This window comes from Humidesulfovibrio sp., assembly GCF_035560995.1.
GTDB lineage: Bacteria > Desulfobacterota > Desulfovibrionia > Desulfovibrionales > Desulfovibrionaceae > Humidesulfovibrio.
Map to the genome: position 1 here is coordinate 1 of NZ_DATMYK010000027.1, position 21,419 is coordinate 21,419.

The 21,419-nt window shown below is 63.7% G+C and carries 19 protein-coding genes and 1 tRNA gene; 8 read left to right on the top strand and 12 right to left on the bottom strand.

Annotated elements, in window-relative coordinates:
* Both VN419_RS00840 and VN419_RS00845 read right to left on the bottom strand, forming a co-directional pair.
* A partial coding sequence (locus tag VN419_RS00840; protein WP_325643440.1) for an iron-containing alcohol dehydrogenase occupies positions 1-514 on the bottom strand: 514 nt, incomplete at its 3' end.
* 11 nt (positions 515-525) lie between these two features.
* Positions 526-2,430 (bottom strand): protein-disulfide reductase DsbD family protein, encoded by a 1,905-nt coding sequence (locus VN419_RS00845; RefSeq protein ID WP_325643442.1) that lies wholly within the window; start codon positions 2,428-2,430, stop codon positions 526-528.
* Between the two features lie 97 nt (positions 2,431-2,527).
* Here VN419_RS00845 and VN419_RS00850 point away from each other — a divergent pair.
* The 7 genes from VN419_RS00850 to VN419_RS00880 all read left to right on the top strand — a co-directional run bounded on the left by VN419_RS00850 (position 2,528) and on the right by VN419_RS00880 (position 8,561).
* Positions 2,528-2,603: transfer RNA gene (locus tag VN419_RS00850), tRNA-Lys, on the top strand.
* A gap of 299 nt (positions 2,604-2,902) precedes the next feature.
* Complete coding sequence (locus VN419_RS00855; protein WP_325643444.1) at positions 2,903-3,532, top strand: DUF47 domain-containing protein; 630 nt, start codon at positions 2,903-2,905, stop codon at positions 3,530-3,532.
* Positions 3,525-4,532 (top strand): inorganic phosphate transporter, encoded by a 1,008-nt coding sequence (locus VN419_RS00860; RefSeq protein WP_325643446.1) that lies wholly within the window; start codon positions 3,525-3,527, stop codon positions 4,530-4,532. The genes VN419_RS00855 and VN419_RS00860 overlap by 8 nt, the downstream gene beginning before the upstream one ends.
* 112 nt (positions 4,533-4,644) lie before the next feature.
* Positions 4,645-5,412, top strand: coding sequence for a methyltransferase domain-containing protein (locus VN419_RS00865; protein WP_391899698.1), 768 nt, complete (start codon positions 4,645-4,647; stop codon positions 5,410-5,412).
* A 138-nt stretch (positions 5,413-5,550) separates the two neighbouring features.
* Positions 5,551-6,669, top strand: a complete 1,119-nt coding sequence (locus VN419_RS00870) for a PP2C family protein-serine/threonine phosphatase (RefSeq protein WP_325643451.1) — start codon at positions 5,551-5,553, stop codon at positions 6,667-6,669.
* Positions 6,666-7,442, top strand: a complete 777-nt coding sequence (locus tag VN419_RS00875) for an ATP-binding protein (RefSeq protein WP_325643453.1) — start codon at positions 6,666-6,668, stop codon at positions 7,440-7,442. The genes VN419_RS00870 and VN419_RS00875 overlap by 4 nt, the downstream gene beginning before the upstream one ends.
* A 3-nt stretch (positions 7,443-7,445) precedes the next feature.
* Complete coding sequence (locus tag VN419_RS00880; RefSeq protein WP_325643455.1) at positions 7,446-8,561, top strand: Hpt domain-containing protein; 1,116 nt, start codon at positions 7,446-7,448, stop codon at positions 8,559-8,561.
* Between the two features lie 26 nt (positions 8,562-8,587).
* Here the strand turns inward: VN419_RS00880 and VN419_RS00885 are convergent, their stop codons facing one another.
* A complete protein-coding gene (locus VN419_RS00885) occupies positions 8,588-9,979 on the bottom strand; it encodes a sigma-54 interaction domain-containing protein (RefSeq protein WP_325643457.1) in 1,392 nt (463 codons plus the stop codon).
* Between the two features lie 582 nt (positions 9,980-10,561).
* Between VN419_RS00885 and speB the strand changes: the two genes are divergently transcribed.
* Entirely contained in the window at positions 10,562-11,506 is a 945-nt protein-coding gene (speB, locus tag VN419_RS00890; RefSeq protein WP_325643459.1) for an agmatinase, read from the top strand.
* Positions 11,507-11,849: 343 nt separating this feature from the next.
* Here speB and VN419_RS00895 read toward each other — a convergent pair whose 3' ends face one another.
* From VN419_RS00895 to VN419_RS00935, 9 genes are all read right to left on the bottom strand, one after another.
* Positions 11,850-12,749, bottom strand: coding sequence for a DMT family transporter (locus tag VN419_RS00895; protein ID WP_325643461.1), 900 nt, complete (start codon positions 12,747-12,749; stop codon positions 11,850-11,852).
* A gap of 30 nt (positions 12,750-12,779) precedes the next feature.
* Positions 12,780-13,577, bottom strand: coding sequence for an ABC transporter ATP-binding protein (locus VN419_RS00900; RefSeq protein ID WP_325643463.1), 798 nt, complete (start codon positions 13,575-13,577; stop codon positions 12,780-12,782).
* A gap of 60 nt (positions 13,578-13,637) precedes the next feature.
* Entirely contained in the window at positions 13,638-14,486 is an 849-nt protein-coding gene (locus VN419_RS00905) for an ABC transporter permease (protein WP_325643464.1), read from the bottom strand.
* A gap of 2 nt (positions 14,487-14,488) precedes the next feature.
* Complete coding sequence (locus VN419_RS00910; RefSeq protein ID WP_325643465.1) at positions 14,489-15,286, bottom strand: ABC transporter permease; 798 nt, start codon at positions 15,284-15,286, stop codon at positions 14,489-14,491.
* 98 nt (positions 15,287-15,384) lie between these two features.
* Positions 15,385-16,443: an ABC transporter substrate-binding protein gene (locus tag VN419_RS00915; protein ID WP_325643466.1), complete on the bottom strand. Its 1,059-nt coding sequence runs from the start codon at positions 16,441-16,443 to the stop codon at positions 15,385-15,387.
* A 95-nt stretch (positions 16,444-16,538) separates the two neighbouring features.
* Positions 16,539-17,297, bottom strand: coding sequence for an ABC transporter ATP-binding protein (locus tag VN419_RS00920; protein ID WP_325643467.1), 759 nt, complete (start codon positions 17,295-17,297; stop codon positions 16,539-16,541).
* Positions 17,298-17,355: 58 nt separating this feature from the next.
* Positions 17,356-18,471, bottom strand: coding sequence for an alanine dehydrogenase (gene ald, locus VN419_RS00925; RefSeq protein ID WP_325643468.1), 1,116 nt, complete (start codon positions 18,469-18,471; stop codon positions 17,356-17,358).
* 25 nt (positions 18,472-18,496) lie between these two features.
* Positions 18,497-19,879, bottom strand: a complete 1,383-nt coding sequence (locus VN419_RS00930) for an aspartate aminotransferase family protein (RefSeq protein ID WP_325643469.1) — start codon at positions 19,877-19,879, stop codon at positions 18,497-18,499.
* Positions 19,880-20,083: 204 nt separating this feature from the next.
* A partial coding sequence (locus VN419_RS00935) for a thiamine pyrophosphate-dependent enzyme (RefSeq protein WP_325643470.1) occupies positions 20,084-21,419 on the bottom strand: 1,336 nt, incomplete at its 5' end.

Below are 21,419 nucleotides of genomic sequence, written 5' to 3' on the forward strand. Positions count from 1 at the left end.
ACAGGAAGAAGGCCGGGTGCACGAAGCCGCGCTTGCCGGGTGCGCCGCAGATGAGCGCCGCTCCGTTGCCCTCGCTGCCCGTACCCGCCGTGGTAGGTATGGCGACGAGTGGCAGGCCTTTTGCGCCTTCGTACGCCTGTGCGGTGAAGGCGCCCCAGAAGGGGGCCTCTTTGGTGGCGGCCAGGCAGATGGCTTTGGCCGAGTCGATGACGCTGCCGCCGCCAAGGGCGATGATCATTTCCGCACCCATTTCTCGGGCTTGGGCCGCCGCTGCGTCCACGTCATCGGTGCGCGGGTTGGCGTGCACGCCGTCGAATACCGTGGTCATGACGCCGCGCGCGCCCAGCAGGCCCTGCACACGGGCCAGGTAGCCCTGGCGCAGGATGTTCCCGCTGGCCCCGATGACGATGAGGGCCCTTTTGCCCTGCGGCAGGTGCGGGGTGGTCTCCAACTCGTTCAGCTTGCCGGGGCCGAAAACAAGGGTGGTGGGCAGACGGTAGGTGAAGGACAGCATGGGGGCCTCCTTTATGGGCGCGCTGTGTGTTCCAGGGCTTCCTCGAACTGCGTGGGCGTGAACAGGTCGCGCAGGACGAGGGGGTGCTCCGGTGCATTCTTGGGGAAGATGGCCAGCACCGGAATGCTCTTGCTGCCGAGGGCGTGCAGCAGGGCCTCGGCCTCCGGGTTCTGTTCCGTCAAATCGGCCCGCATGAGCCTGAGGCCGAAGCGCTTCTTCATGTCCCCAAGGCGTGCGGGCGTCAAGGTGGTCTGCTCCAGCACCTTGCACGAGGGGCACCAGTCGGCCGTGAAGTCCACGATGACGGTCTCCTTGCCGAGCACGGCGCGCAGGGAAGCTTCGGAGTAAGCATCCATCTGCGTCACCACCGTGGCGGGCCGCAGGCCCAGCCAGAAGCCGGCGGCGATGAGCAGCACGGCCAGAAGCTTCAGCAGGACGTTTTTCGCCGTATCGAAGCCAGGTCCCGCCAGGCCCCAGACCCACGCGCCCAGGGCCGTGAACCACAGCAGGATAAGCACCGGTATGAGCCGGGCCTCCGGCAAAATGCTGATGAGATAGATGCAGGTGCCCATGAGCAGGAGCCCCACGCCCTTTTCCAAGTGGCCGGTCCAGGCGCCTGGCCGGGGGAACAGGCGCGCCAATCCGGGGAACAGCACCAGCACCAGATAGGGCAGAGCCATGCCCGCGCCCACGGCGAGCAGCACCGAGCTGATGACCCAGGGCGGCTGCATGAGCGTCCAGCCCAGCACTCCGCCAAGGAAAGGCCCGCTGCACGGCGTGGCCAGAAGCGTGGCCAAGAGGCCCGTGAACAGGGCCTGCAGCTTGGGGTGCGTGGTCATCTGGTCGAACTTCAGGTCCACTATGGGCAGGCTGAACACACCGAACAGGCTCAAGGACAGGGCGAAGATCAGGGCGGTCAGGCTCATGACGATGACCGGCTGCTGGAAGATCTGTCCCCAGGCCAGACCCGTGGCCCCCAGGATGACGCTCAGGGCCAGGAAGTAGAGCAGGATGCCCGAGGCGAAGTAGAGGTTGTGCTCGCGGAATCTGGCCCGGCGTATGTCCGCGTCCGCGCTGCCGCCACCCGCCATGAGCGCCGAGAGCTTGATGCTGATGACCGGCAGCACGCAGGGCATGAAGTTCAGGATGAACCCGGCCAGCAGGCCAAGCAGCACGGCCTTCACCAGGCCGCCCACCTCAAGCTCCGGCTGGAAGTAGCGCGGGGTCAGGCTGGACCAGACGCCTGCGCTGGAGGGCTGCCCTGCCGCTGCAGGGGATGGGTCGGCTTTAGCCTGGTCTTGTGGGGCCTCCGCCGGGGGCGCTGCAAAGGCCGTTTTGGCCGGGGCCTGCTTGTCCACGGTCTTGGCCGCGGCCAGCAGGGCGGGCCACCAGGGTTGCTGGCGCACATCGGGCAGATTGCCCTTGGGCAGCACGAAGGCCAGATCGATGCTGGCGGGCAGGCACTTGTCCTTGGTGCACAAGAGCAGCTCAAGCTTGGCCATCAGGCTGGGCGCCTTGCCCTTGCCGTCCTCCGGCAGCAGGATGAACAGCGGGGTCTTGCCCGCATAGGCGTTCACCAGTGCGCCGGGATCCAGCGGGTCGGCCTTGGGCTGGCCGGCGGGATAGAGCACGGGCAGGGGCGTCTTGCCCAGACTGGCGGAAAGCTTGGTCGGTTTGGCGAAGCCCCCGGGGGAATGGGAGTAGGTGTACCAGCCTTCGTCAGGCTCCAGGAACAGCACGGCCACGCGCCGCGCCTCCAGCCCGGCCTCTGCCCGGGCCTGCTGCCCAAGGCTGTAGGCAGCCCAGGAAGTGGCCAGGGGCAAGTCTTCGTGCCGGTCTGCGGCGCTGGCGGAAAGGGGCGGGAACAGGGCCAGCAGGAGGAAGCAAAGGAGGCCTCTAAGAACTTTGTGTGACATTTTTTTCGCTCGATGCATTTTTTCGTGTTGACAAAGGATGCCTGTCCACGTAGACCCCTTTTCGCGCTGACGACGACAACGACGCCGACGCAAACGTGGGTCACTAGCTCAATTGGTAGAGCAGCGGACTCTTAATCCGGAGGTTCAAGGTTCGATTCCTTGGTGACCCACCACGTAAGACACAAAAGCCGATTCCGAAAGGGTCGGCTTTTTTCTTTTCTGTTGTCGGGAAGCGCAGTTCCGCAGAGCACAACACTGCCGAAACGCCTGCGCAAAGAGTTGAAGCGTTCACCATGCTCTGTTCTGAGCATTTCAGCCCCTGGTGTCAAGGCGGCCGAGTCCGCCCCCGGGAGCACTGTTTGATTTATCTTGGCAGACGACCTGGGCCGGGCTATAGTTCCGCGCCTGGAGCGGAGGGCATCCTTTGAGCCCGCCGCGAACATCAAAGCACGACCTGTCACAAGGAGAGCCTATGGGCTTCAGCTTCTTTCCCAAGGAGATTCAGTTTTTCGACCTGTTTCAGGAACAGTACGAGAAGCTGAACGAGGCCGTGGCCGCTCTGAACAGCATCTTCCAGGAATTTGAGGATGTGGAGAACAAGTGCAAGTCCATCAACCTCATCGAGGAGACGGGCAACGGCATCGCGCGGAGCATCTCGCAGCAGCTTTCCTTGACCTTCATCACTCCCATCGACCGCGAAGACATCCACAACATCAACATCGCGCAGGAAGACCTCCTGAACCTCATCAAGGCCATCTCCACGCGCATCGGCTTGTACGACTTCCATATGGTGAAGTTCCCGGCCAAGAAGCTCGTCAAGAATCTCGCCATCATGATCGAAGAGGGCGGCCGCATGCTGGACCGCCTGCGCGAGCGCAAACCCGTGGACGAGAACGCCAAGAAGGTCAAATCCCTGAAGTACGAGTGCGAGATGCTGCTGCTTGTGGCCCTGGGCGAGGTGTACGACATCAAGCTCACCGGCTTCGACGCCGTGATGGAAATCGTCAAGTGGACGCACATCTACGACCGCATTGAGCAGGCGGTGAACCAGGCCGAGCGGCTGGCCGACATCATCGAAGGCGTGGTGCTGAAAAATGCCTGATCTGCCGATGATGCTGGTGGCCATCGTGGCCCTGGCCCTGTTCTTCGACTACACCAACGGGGCGCACGACTCCGCAAACGCCATCGCCACCATCGTCTCCACCAAGGTGCTTTCGCCCAAGGTCGCGGTGGTCATGGCCGCCTCGCTGAACCTCGCGGGCGCGTTCATGGGCGAGCAGGTGGCCAAGACCATCGGCAGCGGCATCGTCAACGCCGATGTGGTGGCGGGCTGCCAGGGCATCGTCCTTGCGGCGCTTTTCGGCGCCATCTTCTGGAATCTGCTCACCTGGTACCTCGGGCTGCCCTCGTCCTCGTCCCATGCGCTCATCGGCGGCCTCATGGGTGCGGCCGTGGCCTACAGCGGCTTCGACGCCCTGAACTTCATGTCCATCTTCAAGAAAGTCATCATTCCCCTTGTGCTTTCCCCCATGGCGGGCTTCATCGGCGGCTATTTCTTCATGGTTCTGCTCTCCTGGCTGTTCCACAAGGCCAAGCCGCGCAAGGTGAACAACTTGTTCCGCAAGCTGCAAATCGTCTCCTCGGCCTTCATGGCCACCAGCCACGGTCAGAACGACGCCCAGAAGACCATGGGCATCATCACCTTGGCGCTGTTCCTCTCGCACGAAATCCCCGAAATCCACGTGCCCTTCTGGGTCAAGCTCTCCTGCGCCCTGGCCATGGGCCTGGGCACCGCCACCGGCGGTTGGAAGATCGTAAAGACCATGGGGCACAAGATCTTCAAGCTTGAGCCCATCCACGGCTGCGCGGCCGAAACCGCCGCGGCCATGGTCATCACCGGGGCCAGCCATTTCGGCGCGCCCATCAGCACCACCCATGTCATTTCCACTTCCGTGCTCGGGGTCGGCGCCAGCAAGCGCCTTTCCGCCGTGCGCTGGGGCGTGGCCGGAAACATGGTCGTGGCCTGGATCATCACCATCCCAGCCTCCGCGCTTGTGGCTGGCGGGGCGTTCTACCTGCTGAAGTTGCTGGGCGCGGTGTAGCCCGGCGCAGAGTCTGTCTCAATAGGGCGCATCGGCCTTCGGAATAGTTCAGATTCTTGCCACAACCATTTGGACATGCTAGTGTTTCTCCTTAATCATCAGGAGGCGGCACATGCAGTTCGACACCATTCCCCAAAAGCAGAAGAGCATTGAAGAAGCGCTGTCGCAGCGCTTTCGTCAGGCGGCCGTGAGCCCGGATGGGCTCTTCGCCTACCCCACCGGGCGCGAAGGGTTGCGAGCTCTGGCGTATCCTCCCGATTTCATCGATTCGCTGCTGGACGAGGCGGCCCAGTGCTACTGCGGCGTGGGCAATCCCTTCGCCCCAGGCTTGCCGGAGCCAGGCGAGCGCGTGCTCGATGTAGGCTGCGGCGCCGGAGTGGACGCCATTGCCGCCGCGCGCTTCGTCGGCCCACAGGGCTGCGTTGCGGGCCTGGAACTCTCGCCGCATATGTTGGCCCGTGCCGAGGCCAATCTTCACCTGAGCGGGGCCGCGAACGTCATGCTCGAACAGGGCGGGGCGGAAAGCCTGCCCTTTGCGGACGCCTCCTTTGATCTGCTCATCTCAAACGGCGTGTACAATCTGGTGCCGAACAAGCCCCGCGCCCTGGCCGAGGCCTTTCGCGTGCTCGCCCCCGGCGGCCGCTTGCAGGTGGCCGACCAGATCCGCGAATCGGAGCAGCCTCAGTCTTGTCCTTTGCCGCAGCCAGGAGAATCGCCGGGCGAATTGTGGGCCAAGTGACAGGACGGCGCGGTGCCGGGAAGGGTCTTCCTGGATATGCTTGAGGCTGTCGGCTTCGTCGAGGCGCGTCTGTGCCTGCGCACGCCATTCAAAAGTTCGCCCCTGACCACCGGGGCGGTGTTCTTTGCCAGAAAACCGTGATCGCGCGCTGATCTTTCCCACCGCTGGTGCGCCCGACTTGACTTGCGACGTGCCCTGACGCAGGATGATTCGGTTGGTTCTCGCCATCTTGGGATTGTTTTTGCGTGCGTTGAACTCCACCAGCAGGTTTGTGCGGTCATGGCTGAAGCAGAGAAAGTCGGCACCATTCTTGTCGTAGACGATGAGCCCATGAACATCATGGTGCTGCGGGGCCTGTTGGGACATGCCGGCTATGCGGTGGAGAGCGCTCTGAACGGCCCAGAGGGGCTTGAGAAGGCTCGTTCCCTGCGCCCGGATATGGTGCTGCTGGACGTGATGATGCCGGGCGAGTCCGGCTTTGAAACCTGCAAGAAGCTGAAAGGTGACTCCGCAACGGCGCACATCCCGGTCATCTTCATCACCTGCCTGGACGAAATGTCCAACAAGCTCGCCGGGCTCGACCTCGGCGCGGTGGACTACATCACCAAGCCCTTCATGGCGGCGGAAGTGGTGGCCCGAGTGCGTTCGCACATGAATTTTCAGCGCCGCCAAAGCGAGATCATCGACGCACAGGCCACGCGCCTGGGTCAGGTGCACAATGCCCAAATGTCGCTGCTGGTGAAGCCGGAAGCCTTGCCAGAGGCACGTTTTGCCGTGCACTTCCTGCCCGTGCTTGAAGCCGGCGGCGACTTTTACGACGTGCTTTCCTTCGGCGGCGGGCAAACGGCCTACTTTCTGGCCGATGTGAGCGGCCACGATCTGGGCGCGTCCTTCATCACGTCCTCCCTCAAGGCCTTGTTCCGCCAGCATGCCAGCCAGGGAAAGTCGCCCGCGGAAATCCTCTCCGGCATGAACCGCATCCTCTGCGCCATCACCACCGAGGAAGTCTACCTCACCGCCGTCTGCCTCTGCCTGGACCGGTTTCAAGGCCGTTACTCCCTGGCCTCAGGCGGGCATCCGCCCGTGGTGGGGCAATTGGAGGGCTCGGCCCGCATGCTCGATATTTCCGGCCTTCCGCTGGGCATGTTCGAGGACGCGGAGTACGCCGTGCTTGAAGGCGGCATGGCCGAGGGCGACCGCTTTTATCTTTACACCGACGGCCTAGCAGAGAACACGGGAGCCTACGTCACCAGCCAAGCTTTCCGCTCACATCTGCTTGAGTCCTGCCTGCACAACGCCATCATGCCCTTGTCCGCCGCCGTGGTGAACATGGTGCGAGCCATGACCGGGGAAGAGAAGCCCACGGACGACGTGGTGCTGCTCGGGGTGGATGTATGAGCCAGCAGCAGACCGGGCTGCTCCACGGCGCGGACGGCATTTCCTACGATTTCCCGGCCAGCACGGAGAACGTGGAGATCTTCATCGCCGGAATCCACGGCTTCCTGGCCGAACGCGCCCTGGGCGGTCTGGCCTTCGACATCGAACTGCTTGCGCGTGAGGCACTGGTGAACGCCGTACAACACGGCTCCCGGTGTGACGCCTCGAAGCTGGTCAGCGCCTCGTTGCGGCTGGAAGGGGCCGCGCTTGTGCTTACCGTGCGCGACCAGGGAGCTGGATGGGATTGGCGCAACATGCCCATCGCTACGCCTGATCCGGCAAGAGAATCCGGCCGCGGGCTCATCATCATCCGAAAATACGCTGACAGCTTCGCATACAACGACTCGGGCAACGCGCTCACCATCACCAAGCGCGTGCCCTCGGAGGACACCAACATGACCACCCCTCAGGACGGCACAGTGCGTTTAGCCATGGAGCCGCGCGTTTCGGCCCAAGATGTTCCCGCGCTTCGTGAGGTCTTTCGCGCGCGCATACAAGAGGGGGCGCGCCAACTGCACCTTGACTTCAGCCGGGTGGAAAGCCTGGATTCCATGGGCATCGGACTGCTGGTGGCCACGCATAATTCCCTGGCCAAACAGGGCGGAGCCCTTGTGCTCAGCGAGGTGCGCAAGGACATTCATCAGCTGCTCACCCTCATGCGCCTGGATAAGCATTTTTCCATCACACCCGCTCCGGGCTCCCCGGCCCAGGGCGATACCGTTCAGGCGGGGTAGGGCATGACTGCCGAACTTCTCGACCTCACCCAGAGTTTTGTCGAGGACTGCCGCGAGCATCTGGACAGCATCGAAGCCTCGCTCATGGACATCGAGGCCGCAGGCGAGCACCAGGACGCGGAGCTGGTGAACAGCGTGTTCCGCCTGGCCCACTCCATCAAGGGCGGCGCGGGCATGCTCGGGCTCGACAACATCAAGACCCTGGCCCACAAGCTGGAGAACGTGCTGCACATGGTGCGCAGCAACGAGTTGACTCCCACCCACGAGGTGGTGGACGTGCTGCTGAAGGGTTTTGATCGCCTGACCTACCTGGTGGACAACATCCACGAGAGCGAGAAGCTTCCCATCGACGTGCAGGTGGCCCAGCTTTTGTCCATAAGCAACCCCGATGCCGCGAAGGAAGGCGCGAAGCCCGAGCAGGCCAGCATCGAGGTCGGCGCGAGGGGCATCTTTCATGTCGATGCGGTGAGTTTGGAGCAGGCCAAAAGCGGCGGCAACGAACTCTACCTGCTGGAGTTCGACCTGATCCACGACATCCATGGCAAGGGCCGCATGCCCTTCGAGGTGTTGAAGAGCCTGACGGACACCGGGCGAATCGTGGATTGTAAACTCGATTTTTCCGCCGTGGGCGACCTGGACGCCTTTGGCAACAGCATCCCCTTCTATGTGCTTTACGCCACCATCCTGGAGCCCAAGTACGTGAGCGGGCTGGTCAAGCTGCCTGACGAGCGCGTGCGGCACATCGACGACGCGCCCGAGGCCGTCAGCGTGGTCAAAGGCGACGGAGACGAAACCTTCGGCTCCTTGACCTTGAGCGTTGCCGCCGGGCGGGGCAGCGTCACGCTGCCCCAGGAGATTACCGCCCCCGTGTTGGCAGATCTGCGCGCCGCGCTGCTGGACGGGCTTGAGCGGTGCCCCTCAGTGGTGCTTGACTGGTCTGGAGTGGTGCGCTGTGATGTGTTCTTCTACCAGATGTTGCTTTCAGCCCGCGCGAGCTATGCCCGCCAGGGCAAGGAACTTAAGGTTTCTGCTCCCCTGGCGGAGGACCTCCGCAAGGCCGGAATCACTCAGGGCTTTGGCGCGCCTGAAGAGTCCAGCTTCCTGCTGCCCCTGGCCTGAGCCCTTCCCGCAACTTGGTCGCGCGGCTAAGCCCGCGTGATGCCGTGCTTGCGCGTCTTCTCGTACAGGGTTGCGCGCGAGATGCCGAGCGCCCTGGCCGTTCTGGCCATGTTCCACTCGTTTTCGCGCAGGGCGGCCAGTATGAGCCGCTGCTCGTTGTTGGACTGCACATTGGCCAGCAGGGCCTTGTGGTTCATGGCCGGCGCGGGCTGGCAGCGGGTCGCTCCGGCCGCCACTTCCGGCGGCAGGTCGCCCAGCTCGATGATCTTGCCCTGGCACAGGCTGGCCGCCCGGCCGATGACGCCCGCCAGCTCGCGCACGTTGCCCGGCCAGCCGTAGCGCATCAGCGCATCCATGGCCGCGTCGGAGCAGCCGGAAACCTGCGTATTGGTGCAGGTAAGCTGGTGCGCCACAAGCATGGGGATGTCTTCCGTGCGCTCGCGCAGGGGCGGGATGCGTATGGCCAGCCCGGCCATGCGGTAATACAGCTCCTCGCGGAACAGCCCGTCCTGCATCATGGCCTGCAGGTCCCGGTTGGTGGCCGCCACCAGGCGGAAATCCACGGACGTCGGCGCGTGCGAACCCAGCCGGTGCACCAGCTTGTCCTCCAGCACACGCAGAAGCTTCACCTGCGCCGTCAGTGGCAGATCGCCTATCTCGTCCAGGAACAGGGTGCCCTTGTGCGCCAGCTCTATCTTGCCGATGCGTCCCTCTCGCGTGGCGCCGGTGAAGGAGCCGGGCAGATAGCCGAACAGCTCGGACTCGAAGAGGTCGTTGGGGATGGCCGCGCAGTTGATGCCCACAAAGGGCCCGTGCGCGCGCTGGCTGGCCTGATGCAAGGCGTTGGCGAAAAGTTCTTTGCCCGTGCCCGTGGCTCCCAAAAGCAGCACCGGGGCCTCTGTGCGGGCGTAGCGCAGCAGGTGCTGTTTGGCTCCGCGAAGGGCAGCGCTCTGGCCCAGGATGCTCTCCACGGTATAGCGGGCGGACAGCGCCGTGTTCATGCGCGTTTTGTACAGCGAAACCTTCTGGCCCAGACGGTCGATCTTGTCAGAAAGGCTCTTGAGTTCCTCCGGGTTGCCGAAAATGGACTGGGAGAGCATGCCCACCACCTGGCCTGCGGCGTCGCACACGGGGATGCGGTTGACGATGAGGGTGCGCTTGGCTTTGCCTTGGCCCACACAGCACTGTTCGCCCATCTCGGCCACGCCGTTCTCCATCACCACGCCTGCGCGGGAATCGGGGATGAGTTCGGTCATGGTGCGGCCCAAGGCCTCGTCCTTGCTCACGCCAAGATAGCTGGCGTAGGTCTGGTTTACGAAGCGGATGATGCACTCGCGGTCACAGAAGATGACCCCCATGGGCACGGTGTCGAGGATGGATTCGGCGATGCTCTCGAGAGAGAAGCTGGATGCGTTCATGGCTGGCCTCGCTACTCTGATTGCGTGGACATCTTGCAATAATACATGTCAGGAAATCCGACAGTTTGCAATGTCCCGACCTCCTTGTTTGTGTCATAATTTAACGAAATATCTTGCAAGATTGCCAGAAGCCCGTGCTTGCCTTGCGTTGCCTAGGAGTCCTGGTTGCCCTGTTGCAGACAAAGTACTGTACGGATAGACAGACAGTCTGGCGCGCGAAGGGCTGGTCTTCATGCTGTTTCCCGTATGCCAGTTCAGCATGCAGCCGGTTCATGTCTGCGGTCATGCCCTCCACGGGAGCCTGGGCAGCGTTGCGCAAGGCTGCCCCAAAGGTCGGATACGGACGGGCTGGCACGAGATTTTGTCGAGGTAATGCTCGTAATCACACGGAAAAATGATGTTTTATTGGAAAAGTTTGTGGCGGACGCCACGGTGGAGCATGGGTTCGTGTGCCCTGGGGGTGGCGATTCCCCTAGGGTGGGCATGACTGGGCAAAGGCCTGCGTATGGGTGGGAAGCGTGTTGTCGATTGGTACGCTGATTGCTAATGGTGGGGAGGACAGACAAACCAAGGAGGCCCGTCATGGGCAAACCGATCAACTCCCTCAAGTCTCCCCGTTTCTGCGGCATCCGGACTTTCCAGCGCCTGCCGTATTCCGCCGACGTTTCCGGGAATGATTTTGCGATAATGGGCGTTCCCTTCGATACCGCAACTTCCTATCGCCCCGGCTGCCGTTTCGGGCCTGCCGCCATCCGCGAGGCCTCGGCCATTCTCAAGCCCTACAACCATGTGCTGGATGTGGATATCTTCGAAGAACTCGAAGGTGTGGACGCCGGCGACATGGACATCGTTCCCGGCTACATCGACGAATCCTTTGCCGTCATTGAACGAGAGACTGACCGCCTGTGCGCCCAGGGCGTGGTCCCCGTGCTGCTGGGCGGAGACCATTCCATCACCCTGCCGGAGCTGCGCGGCGTGGTGAAACACCACGGCCCGGTGGCGCTCATCCATCTGGACGCCCACTCCGACACGGGCAGCGATTTTTTCGGCAAGCCCTACAACCACGGCACGCCGTTCTACTGGGCCATGGAAGAGAAGCTCATCCTGCCAGAGCAGAGCACCCAGCTCGGCATCCGCGGCCCGCTCTACAGCCGCAGCGCCTGGGAGTACGCCAAGGGCAAGGGCATGCTGGTGCTCGACGGCTGGCAGATGCATACAATCGGCCTCACGGAGAGCATTCGCCGCGTGCGCGAACGCGTGCAGCCCGGCACACCGGTCTTCCTGACCTTCGACATCGACTTCCTTGACGCCGCGTATGCGCCTGGAACAGGAACTCCGGAGGTCGGGGGCTTCACCACCCATGAGGCGCTGGCGCTGGTGCTGGGCATCTGTCCCGGCCTGAAGCTTGTCGGCATGGACATGGTGGAGGTGCTGCCGGAAACCGACCACGGCGCGATCACCTCCTTTGCCGCCTCAAACATCATACACGCCTTCCTGTCCTGCCTCGCGGCCAACCGCCGGAGGTAGAGCGGGCGGAAAGGCCGCCATCGACCCAGATTTCCTGTAGTTGCTTGCCTGGATCTTCCCACGGCCGCGCATCCACAAGATGTGCGGCCGTTTTGCGTGTTTCTCCGCACAATGTTCAATTGTTGTTTGAAAACAGTGTGTAGAAAATATTGAGATTTAGTCTGGATTCTGAAAACAGGTTTCGCCTTGCGGGGCCTGGCCCAAAAGGTGCCGGAAGCACGGCCTTGGGCCGATTGCTGGCGGATCTGGCCTAGTGAGTCTGCCGCGGAAGGTTGAGCCGATGAGCGCGCACGCTTCTGGCGTGCACGCGCCGAAGCCGGTGCTGCCGGATGCGGGGGTCGCGTCAGCCTTGCAGCAGCGCCATGCCCGCCAGCCCGGCCACGATGAGCGCCGAGCCGAAGGCCCGCGCCGGGGTGACGCGCTCGCGCAGCACGAGCGCTCCAGCCAGGGTGCTGAACAGGATGCCCACGTTGCGGGCCGCGGTGACATGGATCACGTTGCCCTCGCGCAGGGCCAGCACGATGAGGAAGTAGGACAGCGGCGTGAACACCGCGACGAGAATGACGTCGCGCCTGCCGTTGCGGCATGATGTTTCGAGCCAGGAAGCGGCGAGTTTTGTCCAGCCGGGCCGCTTGCGCCAGGCCCACAGGGTCACGAACAGGCTCATGAACAGGTGCATGAGGAACAGATAGTCCAGCGGGTCCGGCCCAGGAGCAAGGCTCATGGCCTTGCGGTCGGCCAGGTGGTAGCCGGCGATGGCGCAGCCCGTTGCCAGGGAAAGGCACAACCCGCGCCGGGAAACAAGCGGCGCGCCGCCGCCGCGCCAGGCTGAAACGCCCACGAGCAGCGTGCCCGCCACCACCACGGCCACGCCCGCCGCCTGCATGGGCGTTGCGCCGTCACCCACAAGGACTCCGGCCAGCAGCAGGGTGAACACGGGCGCGGCGCCCCGGCTCAAGGGATACACGGCCGAGAGGTCCGCCGCCGCATAGGCTCCGAACAGGCAGGCGATGTAGACCGTCTCCAGCGCGCCGGAAACCGCGGCCCAGAGCCAGACCTCCGGCCCCAGGCTCCCGGTGGAGAAGGGCCGCCACAAGACAAAGGCCGGGGCGAGCACGAGGTTGCCCGCCACGGTCGTCAGCCAGGCGAAGGAGAGCTTGTCCGGACACTGCTTGACCAGCGTGTTCCAGAACACGTGCAGCGCGGCCGAGGCCAGCACGAGCCACAGGGCCAGCAGGCTCATGGGGCACCCTCCCGCCGCCGGGCGCGGCCGCTACAGCGTCAGGTGCGAGGCGTCGATGATCTCCTGGCGCAGGCGCAGGAACTCCATGTCCGTGAAGTCGCGCGGGCGCGGCAGGGTCACGTCGTACACGGTCTGCACGCGGCCGGGCAGCTTGCCCTCCATGGCCACGATGCGGTCGCCCAAGAAGAGGGCCTCGTCGATGTTGTTGGTGACGAAGATGACTGTGCGCTTTTCCGCCTGCCAGATGCGCGAGGTCTCCTGCTCCATGAAGATGCGCGTCTGGGCGTCCAGCTGGCCGAACGGTTCGTCGAGCAGCATCACCTGGGGGCTGTTGGCGTACACGCGGGCAATGCCCACGCGCTGCTTCATGCCGCCGGAAAGCTGGTGCGGGTAGTGGTCCTCAAAGCCCGTAAGGCCCACGAGGTCGATGTAATGCTTGGCCAGGTCGCGGCACTCCGTCTTGGGCAGGCCGCGCAACTTCGGGCCCATCTCAACGTTGCCCAGCACCGTCTTCCAGGGAAAGAGCATGTAGCCCTGGAACACCAGGCCGCGGTCCGGACCGGGACCATCCACCTCGCGCGGCACGCCGTCCTTGCCCCGCAGGGTCACGCTGCCGGTGCTCGGCGTTTCCAGCCCGGCGATGATGCGCAAGAGGGTGCTCTTGCCGCACTGCCCCGGGCCCAGGATCACCAGGAACTCGTTCTCGTGCACCTCGACGCTTACATCGTCGAGAACCGGCACTTCCTGGTTGCCCTTCTGAATGAAGGTCTTGCTGACGTGCGAGCAGGCGATCTTGACCTCAGGAGCGGTGGGGGTGAGCGTTGCCACGGCAGCCTTCCTTGCTGTGTCTTCGTGTGTCAGGGCGTCGAGCATCTGGACCTCGCGGTGCTACAGGCCTGCGATCTTGCGCTTCCAAGGGCAGAGCTGGCGCTCAAGCAGACTCACCAGCAGCGTAGTGCCCCATGCCACGATGGCGATGACCGCCATGCCGCCCATGACCATGGCCGGATCGGACAGGTTCATGCCCTGCACGATGATGTAGCCGAGGCCCGAGCGGGCGCTTACCAGTTCCGCAGCCAGCACGCAGGTCCAGGCGGAGCTGAGGGAGATCTGCAATCCTGCGAAGATGGCCGGGAACGAGGCCGGGAAGCATACGTGCAGGATCTCGTCGCGCCGGTTGCCGCCCAGCATGCGGATGACGTCGTAGAGTTCCGGATCCACCAGCCGCACGCCGTTGTAGGCGTTCAGCAGGCAGGGCACAAAGGTGCCGATGACGATGATGAACACCTTGCTGGTCTCGTCGATGCCGAACCAGAGGATGGAGATGCTGACCCAGGAAATGGGCGGCATGGGCTTCAGGAGGTCGAAGAGCGGCTTCACGATGGCGTTGACATAGCGGTTGAGCGCCATGAACAGGCCCAACGGCACGGCCAGCGCGGAGGCGATGGTGAAGCCGATGACCACGCGCTGCGTGCTGGCCCAGATGTGGCCCAGAAGCTTGTAGTCGGCCAGCTCGTTGTCCCAAAGGTCCTGCAGGGCAACGATGACCTCGGCCGGGCGGGCCAGTGAGCTTGAGCCCTCGCCGCCGAGGGTTCGGGCCAGGTAGTCCCAGCCGAAGAAGAAGCAGAACAGGGACACGCCGTAGAGGAAGAAGCGGTTGCCCAGAATCTTGCCTAGGCTCAGCGGGCCGGAGTCGATGGTACAGCCGACGGTTTCGTTGGCGATATCCGAGCCCATGGCTACCTCCTGATCCCGGCCAGAAGCCGCTTCTCAACCTGATCGATGACCACGCCGATGACCGCGCCGGTCAAGCCCACCATGACCATGCCGAGCACGACCATCTCCGGCATAGCCAGCCTGCGGCCCATGGTGATCATGAAGCCCAGGCCCATGTCGGCCGCCAGCAGTTCCGCCGCCACGAGGTTGGTCCAGCAGGCGGCCAGGGCTATCTGCAGCGCGCCGAAGACCATGGGCAGGGCCGAGGGAATGCAGAGCTGGCGAAATATCTGCCAATCGCTGGCGCCATACGTGCGCGCCATCTGAATCAGCGTCGGGTTGGTCATCTTCACGCCCACGTAGGCGTTGATGACACAGGGCACGAGCCCCCCCAGCCAGATGATGAAGATCTTGCCCGGCAGGCCGATGCCGAACCAGAAGATGGTCAGCGGAATCCAGGCCACGGGCGGAATGGGGCGGATGATCTCGAAGACCGGCCGCGCCAGCCCCTCGGCCACGGTGAACCAGCCCATGGCCAGGCCCAGCGGAATGCCCACTGCCAGGGCAAGGAAATACCCGGTGAAGGCCTCCTGGATGCTGACGAGCGCATGCTCCTGCATGAGCGCACCATCGGGGTCCACGTCCCTGAGCTTGAGCACCAGCAGCTCGGCCACGGAGCTTGGCGCGGCCAGCATGGTGGAGGGCACGATGCCAGAGCGGACGATAAACTCCCAGAAGCAGAAGAAGGCGGTGATGCTGATCACCGGCAGGATCTTGAGGGCCAGGGGCGTTCTCACCCGGACTTCGCGGTATGCTGTCATCACTTTTCCCTCGCTTGGCTGGAAGGTGGAGCTGCCCGGATCAAGTGGGGCCGGCGCGGCAGTTCATGTGCCTTGCCGCGCCGACCCGCGAATGCTTTCTACTGCTTGACCAACTTGAGGAACTTGTCGGTGATGTAGAAGCCGGTGGCGAGCTTCTCACCCTCGGCGGGCTTCAGCTTGCCGAGTTCGGTGAAGAAGGTGACCAGATCCTTCTGCCACAGCTGCACCTGGCTGGGGCCCTTGGAGGCGTCGAACATCTTAAGCTGCTCCTGCAGGGTGAATACCTGGTGCATTTCGAGGTCGATCCTGGCCTCGTCCTCGGTCAGGCGCAGTCCAGCCCAGCCCAGGAACTTCCGGTAGTCCGGAGCAAGCTTCACGCCTTCCTTGCGGATCATGTCGATGCCCTTGAAGTAGACCTTGAGGAACTTGGCCACTTGCTCGGGGTTCTTGTCGCAGTAGTCCTTGTCGCCGATGATCACGATGGGCACGAAGCCGCCGGCCTTCTTGACGTCGGAGGCGACCTTCCAGCCCTTCTTGAGGCCGCTGTACATCTGCGGAGCCCAGAGAACCACGGCGTCGCCGATGCCCTTCTCAAAGGCGGCCACGCACTGGGCCGGGTCCATGTTCTTGATGATGACGTCCTTGTCCGTCAGGCCCAGGGACTTGAGCCACAGGCTCATGGCGTAGTGTCCGGAGGAGATGGTGGTGCACAAGATGGTCTTGCCCTTCACTGTTTCCGGGCTGCCGTAAATCTCGGGGAACTTCTTGTTGAAGCCCTTGGTCTTGAGGATGGGGCTGTCGGGCCGGACGAGCACCGAGTTGGTCGAGGACTCGTCGTTGCCGATGGCGAGGAGGTAGGCGTTGTGCCGGAGCGCGCCGAACATCATGGGCACTCCGCCCGTGCCGCCGATGACCCACTGCTTGGCGGGCAGGGCCTCGATCTGGGCCATGCCGGAATCGAACATGTGCATCTTGATGTCGAAGCCTTCCGCCTTGTCCCAGCCCTTCTGGTGCGCGTACCAGGGGATGAGGGCCTCATGCTCGGCCTGCCAGGTGGTGTTGAGCACCTTGGCATCAGCCGCCTGGGCCAGGCCTGCAAAGGCCAGAATCAGGAACATCGCCGTAAAGAGCGCCACGTGATGCTTGAGCTTCGCCATAAGGATTCCCTCCGTCGTTCGATTGTTCGCTCACCTTTGCGCGGGCTGCCTTCCGCGCGTCATCCCCCGTTGTGATCTTCACCGCGGCCGCTTCGCTACCACCAGCGGATGAGCTCCGTGACGTGCTTGCGGATGCGGACGAATTCAGGATCCAGGAAGTTTCTTGGCCTTGGCAAATCTACCTTCACCTCGGCCTTGATCTTGGTCGGCTTGTTGGAGAGCACGAGGATGCGCTCGGCCACGTAGACCGCCTCCTCGATGTTGTGGGTGATGAAGAGCACGGTGCTGTGGAGCTTCTGCCACAGGTTCACCAGCTCGTCCTCCAGGTAGAAGCGCAGCTTCACGTCGAGCTGCCCGTAAGGCTCGTCCATGAGCAGCAGGTCCGGGTTCACCGCAAAAGCGCGGGAAACCGCAATGCGCTGGAGCATGCTTGCCGAGATCTGATTCGGGTAGAGATTCGCGCATTGGGTCAGCCCCACCAGCTCCAGAATCTTATCCAGCCGGGTGTCGATCTCCGCCTTGGCCAGGCCCTTCACCTCCATGCCGTAGGCCACATTCTCGCGCACGGTGCGCCAGGGCAGGCAGGTGGGTTCCTGGAACACGAAGGAGATGTTGTGCTTCTTGGGATCGGCGTCCTCGCCGTCGATGCAGATGCGCCCGCCGCTGATGGGAATGAGCCGCGACAAGGCGTTCAGGAAGGTTGTCTTGCCACAGCCCGTGGGACCGACGATGGCCACGAACTCTCCGTCGGCCACATCGAAGTTGATGTCGTCCAGCACCAGCAGGTCGCCGAAGCGCTTGGTCAGGTTGCGGACCTCAATCTTTTGCCGGATGGCTCCGCCTTCTTGCAGCATGGGGAACTCCTGCTCGCCAGTTCGTGTGGCCGTTTGCCGTCATGACCCCTTGTCGCGTCTAGTGCAGCAGGCTCTCCGGCGGCACGTAGCCCATGTCGAAGGCCTCGGCCACGCCCTTATAGGTGATCTTGCCGTCCACCACGTTGAGACCCAGCATGATCTCCCGGCTCTCCGCACAGGCCTTGCGCCAGCCCTTGTTGGCGATCTCCAGGGCATAGGGCAGGGTGGCGTTGGTCAGCGCCAGGGTGCTGGTCTTGGCCACGCCGCCGGGCATGTTGGCTACACAGTAGTGCACCACGCCGTCCACGATGTAGACTGGGTCCGTGTGGGTGGTGGGCTTGCTGGTCTCGAAGCAGCCGCCCTGGTCGATGGCCACGTCCACCAGCACGGCTCCGCGCTTCATGGTGGAGAGCATCTCCCGCGTCACCAGCCTGGGGGCCTTGGCGCCGGGAATCAGCACCGCGCCGATGACCAGGTCGGCCGTGGGCACGATCTTGCGGATGGCCGCAGGATTACTCATGAGCAGGAAGCAGTTGGCAGGCATGACGTCGCTCAAGTAGCGCAGACGCTCTATGCTGGTGTCCAGCAGGTAGACCTTGGCCCCAAGGCCGCAGGCCATCTTGGCCGCGTTGACGCCGACGATGCCGCCGCCGATGATGACCACTGTGGCCGGGTCCACGCCGGGCACGCCACCAAGCAGGATGCCGCCGCCGCCCTGGGCCATTTCCAGATACTTTGCACCTTCCTGAACGGCCATGCGCCCTGCAACCTCACTCATGGGCATCAAAAGCGGCAGGGAACGGTCCGGCTTCTGGATGGTCTCGTAGGCAATGTTCACCGAGCCGCTTGCCAGCAGCGCGCGGGTCAGTTCCTCGTTGGCCGCCAGGTGCAGATAGGTGAACACGATCTGCCCGGGCCGGATGAGCTGGTATTCCTGCGGCAGGGGCTCCTTCACGTGCATGACCATTTCGGCCCTGGCGTAGATGTCCGCCGCGCTGGCGACAACTTCCGCCCCGGCCTTCGCATAGGCCTCGTCCGTAAAGCCGCTTCCGGCGCCCGCGTCCTTTTCGACCAGAACCTCGTGACCGTTCTGGTGCAGCACCTCTACGCCCGCGGGCGTCATGGACACGCGATGCTCCTGGCTCTTAATCTCCTTCAGTATGCCGACGATCATTGCTTGGCCTCCTTTATTGTCCCGCTCAGGACGCGGCCTTCACAAGGGCGTTCTTCACGGCGCTTAGGATGGTGTCGATGTCGTCCCTGGTGGCGATGAGCGCCGGAGCCAGGTTGATGATGTTGTTGTGCCCGGGCAGGCTGCGGTTGGTGCGTCCAACCAGCACGCCCTGTGCGGCTATCTCGCCCACCACCTTGAGCACGTAGGCTTCGCTTACGGGCTGGCGGGTCTTGTTGTCTTCCACCAGCTCTATGCCGCACAAAAGGCCCCGGCCGCGCACATCGCCCACATGGGGGATGTCCAGCATGCCCTTAAGGCCGTCGAGCATGCGCTCGCCCATCAGGCGGCAGTTCTCCAGCAGGTTTTCGTCTTCGATGATGCGCGTGCTTTCCAGAGCCGCGGTGCAGGCCGCCGCGCAGCCGCCAAAGGTGCTGATGTCGCGGAAGTAGGCCATCTTGTCGCTGGGGTCGTTCAGGAACTGGGCGAAGACGTTTTCCGTGGTGGCGGTGACGGAGATGGGCATGTAGGCGCTGGCCACGCCCTTGGCCATGGTCACGATGTCCGGCTTGGCGTCGTAGTGCATGTAGCCGAACCACTTGCCCGTGCGCCCCATGCCGCAGACGACTTCGTCCATGATGAGCAGGATGCCGTACTTGCGGCAAATCTCCTGAATGATGTCGTAGTATTCCTTCACCGGGGCGATGACGCCGCCGCCAGCCGTGATGGGCTCGAAGATCACCGCGCCAACTTCGTCGGGCCCCTCGGCCTTGATCACCGTCTCCATGGCCCGGGCGCAGTCGATGTCGCAGCCGGGATAGGTCTTGCCGAAGGCACAGCGGTAGCAGCAGGCGTGGGGGATCTCGGCAAAGCCGGGAACGAAGGGTCCGAACCATTCCTTGCGTTCCTGCTGGCCGGTGGAGGAAAGCGCGCCGATGGTGGTGCCGTGGTAGTCGCGGTGGCGGTAGAGGACGGTCTTCTTCTTGCCTCCGTGCTTCATGTGCCCGATGGCCCGGACCATCTTGTAGGCCTTTTCATTGGCCTCGGACCCGGAGTTCGAGAGGTACACGCGATTCAGGCCGGGCATCAGGGACGTCAGCTTGGCCGCGAACTGGGCGTAGGGAATGTTGCCCGCCGTTGCGGCGTAGTAGGGCAGCTTGATGAGCTGCGCGCAGACGGCTTCGGCTATGGACTTGCGCCCGTAGCCCACGTTGACGCACCAGACGCCGCCAGAGGTGGCGTCAAGGTATTCGCGGCCGCGGATGTCCCGCAGGCGCAGGCCGTCGCCCTCGGCCATGATCATGGGTTCCTTGGAGGCGATGGTGCTGTGCTGGAACAGATGGTGCCAGACGTGTTCCACGTCGTCGTTCACCAGAACATTGGGATCTGTAATTTTGCCGGTGTCTTGCATGGTCGCATCCTCCACTGCTTTGGCGCATCGTGGTCGCAACTGGGGTTGCGTGCTCAAAAGCTGGGCACTGCTCAGCCGGACAAGTCAGGGGGCGTCCGGCCTCGCGTCAGGCGCTGTCATTGCAAAGATCGGCTCCTTGGCTTGCCCGGAGACCGGATGCGCGCTGCGCATGGGCCGGTCCCCGGGGGCTCAAGGAGGGAAGTGCTACTTTTTCGGCGCGTTCAGGTGCGCGTACTTCTCCAAGTATCTGGTCGGCATGGCCAGGGCGTCGCGGCGGAAGGGTTCGGCCAGCACGTTCTTGCCACCCTCGATGACCGCCTCGATGACCGCGGGCCTTCCGGAGGCCACGGCCGCGCGGACGACGTCCTTCACGGTCTTGTAGTCCTCAACGCGGTAGCCCACTGCGCCCATGTCCTTGGCCAGCTGTGCGTAGCTCGGGTTCTCGCGCAGGTTCACGCCCACGTACCGCTCGGAGTAGTAGTCCACCTGGTTCTTCTTTTCCGCGCCCCATTCATAGTTCTGGAACACCACGGCGATGACCGGGATGTTTTCGCGCACGGCGGTCATCACCTCGGAAAGGCCGCTGATGCCGTAGGCGCCGTCGCCCTGGAGGGCGAACACCGGGGCGCCGGGATTGCCAATCTTGGCGCCCATGGCCGCGCCGTAGGCGAAGCCGCAGTTGCCCCAGGACAGGGCCGAGATGTGCTGGCGCGCTCCGCTGAACCTCAGATAACTGTTGGACATGGAGCAGTTGTTGCCGATGTCCGTGGCCACGATGGACCCGGCCGGGATGGCTTCGGAGAGCTCCTTGAGGAAGCGGCGCGGGTGCATGAGCTTGGCCGTGGAACTGGACCACTTGGTGAGCTCCTCGTCCCAGATGCCCTTTTCCGCGGCCACGTCCTTCTTGCGCGCGGCACTGGCCTTGCGCTTGGGATCCACGGCCTTGATGACGCCGAGCAGGCCGGCGGCGAACTCCTTGGCGTCGGCCACGATGCCCAGGCTGACGCGCTTGCTCAGGCCGAGCACGCGATGGTCCACGTCGACCTGGATGACCTTCGCGCCCTTGGGCCAGTAGTCGATGTCGTACTGGGGCAGGGTGCCGAAGGGACCGAGGCGGCAGCCCAGGGCCAGCACCACGTCGGCCTTGGCGATGGTGCGCATGGCGGCCTTGCTGCCGCAGTAGCCGATGGGCCCGCAGGAGAGCGGGTGGTCAGCCGGGAAGGAATCGTTGTGCAGGTAGCTGTTCACCACGGGGGCGGTGAGGTATTCGGCCAGGGCCTTGGTCTCGTTGATGGCGTCGGCCACGGAGACGCCGCCGCCCGCGAGAATGACCGGATACTTGGCCGAGGCGAGCAGGCGCGCTGCCTCCTCCACCTGGCTGGATGCGCCGGGGCCGCGCAGCACGGCTGCGGTGGTGTAGATCTCATCGTCGCACACGCCGTAGAAGTAGTCGCGCGGGATGTTCAGCTGGGTGGGGCCGTTCTCGGCCTTGGCGATGTAGAAGCAGCGTCGGGCCAGCTCAGCCATTCGATCCGGCCGG

Excerpts from the sequence above, each read along its gene's own strand:
- VN419_RS00875 (WP_325643453.1), top strand. The coding sequence starts at position 6,666 with ATGAGCCAGCAGCAGACCGGGCTGCTCCACGGCGCGGACGGCATTTCC.
- ald (WP_325643468.1), bottom strand. The coding sequence starts at position 18,471 with ATGATCGTCGGCATACTGAAGGAGATTAAGAGCCAGGAGCATCGCGTG.
- VN419_RS00885 (WP_325643457.1), bottom strand. The coding sequence starts at position 9,979 with ATGAACGCATCCAGCTTCTCTCTCGAGAGCATCGCCGAATCCATCCTC.
- VN419_RS00920 (WP_325643467.1), bottom strand. The coding sequence starts at position 17,297 with ATGCTGCAAGAAGGCGGAGCCATCCGGCAAAAGATTGAGGTCCGCAAC.
- VN419_RS00880 (WP_325643455.1), top strand. The coding sequence starts at position 7,446 with ATGACTGCCGAACTTCTCGACCTCACCCAGAGTTTTGTCGAGGACTGC.
- VN419_RS00855 (WP_325643444.1), top strand. The coding sequence starts at position 2,903 with ATGGGCTTCAGCTTCTTTCCCAAGGAGATTCAGTTTTTCGACCTGTTT.
- VN419_RS00930 (WP_325643469.1), bottom strand. The coding sequence starts at position 19,879 with ATGCAAGACACCGGCAAAATTACAGATCCCAATGTTCTGGTGAACGAC.
- VN419_RS00915 (WP_325643466.1), bottom strand. The coding sequence starts at position 16,443 with ATGGCGAAGCTCAAGCATCACGTGGCGCTCTTTACGGCGATGTTCCTG.
- VN419_RS00845 (WP_325643442.1), bottom strand. The coding sequence starts at position 2,430 with ATGTCACACAAAGTTCTTAGAGGCCTCCTTTGCTTCCTCCTGCTGGCC.
- VN419_RS00870 (WP_325643451.1), top strand. The coding sequence starts at position 5,551 with ATGGCTGAAGCAGAGAAAGTCGGCACCATTCTTGTCGTAGACGATGAG.
- VN419_RS00860 (WP_325643446.1), top strand. The coding sequence starts at position 3,525 with ATGCCTGATCTGCCGATGATGCTGGTGGCCATCGTGGCCCTGGCCCTG.
- VN419_RS00905 (WP_325643464.1), bottom strand. The coding sequence starts at position 14,486 with ATGGGCTCGGATATCGCCAACGAAACCGTCGGCTGTACCATCGACTCC.
- VN419_RS00910 (WP_325643465.1), bottom strand. The coding sequence starts at position 15,286 with ATGACAGCATACCGCGAAGTCCGGGTGAGAACGCCCCTGGCCCTCAAG.
- speB (WP_325643459.1), top strand. The coding sequence starts at position 10,562 with ATGGGCAAACCGATCAACTCCCTCAAGTCTCCCCGTTTCTGCGGCATC.
- VN419_RS00895 (WP_325643461.1), bottom strand. The coding sequence starts at position 12,749 with ATGAGCCTGCTGGCCCTGTGGCTCGTGCTGGCCTCGGCCGCGCTGCAC.